Origin of the sequence: Bacillus sp. DC4300-2b2 (assembly GCF_049895685.1) — a bacterium.
Classification (GTDB): Bacteria; Bacillota; Bacilli; order Bacillales; family Bacillaceae; genus Bacillus; species Bacillus safensis.
Genome location: NZ_JAFCSW010000012.1, coordinates 1 through 2355, shown reverse-complemented (window position 1 = coordinate 2355; position 2355 = coordinate 1). Strand labels below are relative to the sequence as shown.

Below are 2355 nucleotides of genomic sequence, written 5' to 3'. Positions count from 1 at the left end.
CCCATCAGGTCAAGCATTCCATCAACCCCGATCTTGAACAGCAAGCCAAGGCCGCGTAGCCTGTTCAAACAGCGACGCCTGCCGAGCGAATTTCAACACGGCTCGGGACATTCCCAAGGTTGAGGCTTACAGGATAAGAGGAAGATCTCCACTGCGCTGCAAACTCACCAGAGCCGAAAGCAATAAGTTTGGCTCGCTCTAATTCGATGGCTGCTTTCCGGAAAGCGTAGGCTCGAGAGTCAGCAAGTGCATATGGCGAGTACCATTTACTGAAGACTCTGCAACCATCATAAAATCTGCCCCGCTATTTTTTTGCAGAACCGTTTTACCGGGTGGTGTCTGAATTTAATCATGCCGCCAGGTATTAAATACCGGTGGAATGCGAACCCGCCGGTTGTCCTATAATTCCAACATGCAATTATCCGTCAGTGCAAATGTGCAGAGTGACTGCGCTAGTTTCTGGTCGCTAAACTCAATTTTGACCTTCACTTAACTAAGCAAAATCGCCTAGATTGCCGCCAACGTTAATCACACGCGCAAGCTGCGGGTCGATAACTATGAATCTCTTACCAACTGGCCTTTCCGAGGTGTTTAGGGTGCAGGTCGACCCTATTGTCGATGAAAGAGGGCTATTCGCAAGAACATTCTGTGCTGACACATTTGCTCGCTACGGACTGGTTTCCAGTTTTCGTCAGTGCAACACGTCTTGGAACACGTATCGCGGGACATTGCGAGGCATGCATTATCAAGCTGATCCACGGCCTGAGGTGAAGCTTGTTCGATGTACACGTGGAAAGGTATACGACGTAGTCATCGATCTCCGTCCGACATCCGCAACATACAAGAAGTGGATTGGAATTGAGCTCAACGCAGAATCTCGGGAAGGACTTTACATTCCGGCCGGCTGTGCGCATGGGTTTCAAACGCTTACTGATAATAGCGAGCTATTTTATCAGATGAGCGAGGATTACGTTCCTGAGCTTGCTCGAGGCGTCCGTTGGAACGATCCTATATTTAATATATTATGGCCGCTTTCCCCTATTCATATTTCCGATCGCGACAGACAGTTTTCGGATTACCCGTAGATGAAACGTGCTTTAGTTACCGGTGCGTCGGGTTTCCTTGGTCGCAGCGTCGTTTCTTCCCTTCTTCAGAAGGGTTATGAGGTGCATGCCTGCTCCCGGGCTATGCCATCTGAAATAGGCGCAACATGCCATTCCGTCGACTTGCTTAATCACAGTCAGACGATAGCCGCTTTAAACGCGATCCGACCTAGCCATCTCGTGCACATGGCGTGGAATGTTGACAATGGATATTGGACATCTCCGTCCAATCTCGAATGGACGAGCGCGACTTTAAATCTATTACGCGCTTTTCATCTCTCGGGAGGACTTCGCTTCATCGGAGCGGGGACGTGCGCCGAATACGATTGGGATAGTTTACCCGCCTTTATCAAGGAAAGCACTCTGCATAGACCTGCAACACTGTATGGGGTTGCAAAGAATAGCACTCGGCAGCTTGTTGAATCATATTGCGATCTGATGGGACTGTCACATGCTTGGGGGGTGTTATTCATGTCTTACGGATCAGGCGAGCGCCCCAATCGCCTCGTTCCGTCTGTGATTTGCAATCTTTTGGCAGGTAATGAAGCCAAGGTCACCGCAGGCACACAGGTAAGAGATTTTTTAGATAGTCGTGATGTGGGAGCGGCTTTCGCAGCCCTTACAGACTCTGACGTCATCGGCTCGGTTAACATCGCTTCTGGCCAATCGACTGCGATCAAAGACGTAATAAAAAAGATTGGGGATCTACTTGGAAGACAGGATCTACTTAGAATTGGAGCGCTGCCCACCAAGCAAAACGAACCCGATCGTATCGTTGCAGACACCACACGACTGTCATCCGAAGTACTTTTCAAACCGCGCATCGAAATTGACGAAGGATTGGAATCCACGATCGCTTGGTGGCGCACGAAGATACAACCTGGACAGGAATCTTTAGCTTGACCGCTGGACTAGAGGAAATTTCGTGATCATGAAGACAGGAATTCCGTCGGATATTTCTGTTGTTTTTCTAGCACGCGGGGCAGAACTCGATTGGCGCGTTTCGTGTGAACGCTTTCTCGATTCGTATCATCGATCCAACGCAGGCATTAAACACTCGCTGGTTGTCATTTTTAAGGGATTTTCTCATCCTAGCGAGCTCAAAGAGGCAAAGCGCATCTTCGGCACCACAGGGGAATGTCCCGAGCCGTGTTGAAATTCGCTCGGCAGGCGTCGCTGTTTGAACAGGCTACGCGGCCTTGGCTTGCTGTTCAAGATCGGGGTTGATGGAATGCTTGACCTGATGGGCAAG

Annotated in this window: 2 protein-coding genes; both read left to right on the top strand. The window is 49.8% G+C overall.

Annotated features, from left to right (window positions below):
* Nucleotides 1-557: 557 nt before the first annotated feature.
* Nucleotides 558-1085 carry a dTDP-4-dehydrorhamnose 3,5-epimerase gene (gene rfbC / locus ACP69X_RS18825; RefSeq protein WP_426052971.1) on the top strand — a complete coding sequence of 176 codons (528 nt, stop codon included), beginning with the start codon at nt 558-560 and terminating at the stop codon, nt 1083-1085.
* Nucleotides 1086-2006, top strand: a complete 921-nt coding sequence (locus ACP69X_RS18820) for an NAD-dependent epimerase/dehydratase family protein (protein WP_426052970.1) — start codon at nt 1086-1088, stop codon at nt 2004-2006.
* Nucleotides 2007-2355: the final 349 nt, after the last annotated feature.

Excerpts from the sequence above, each read along its gene's own strand:
- ACP69X_RS18820 (WP_426052970.1), top strand. The coding sequence starts at position 1,086 with ATGAAACGTGCTTTAGTTACCGGTGCGTCGGGTTTCCTTGGTCGCAGC.
- rfbC (WP_426052971.1), top strand. The coding sequence starts at position 558 with ATGAATCTCTTACCAACTGGCCTTTCCGAGGTGTTTAGGGTGCAGGTC.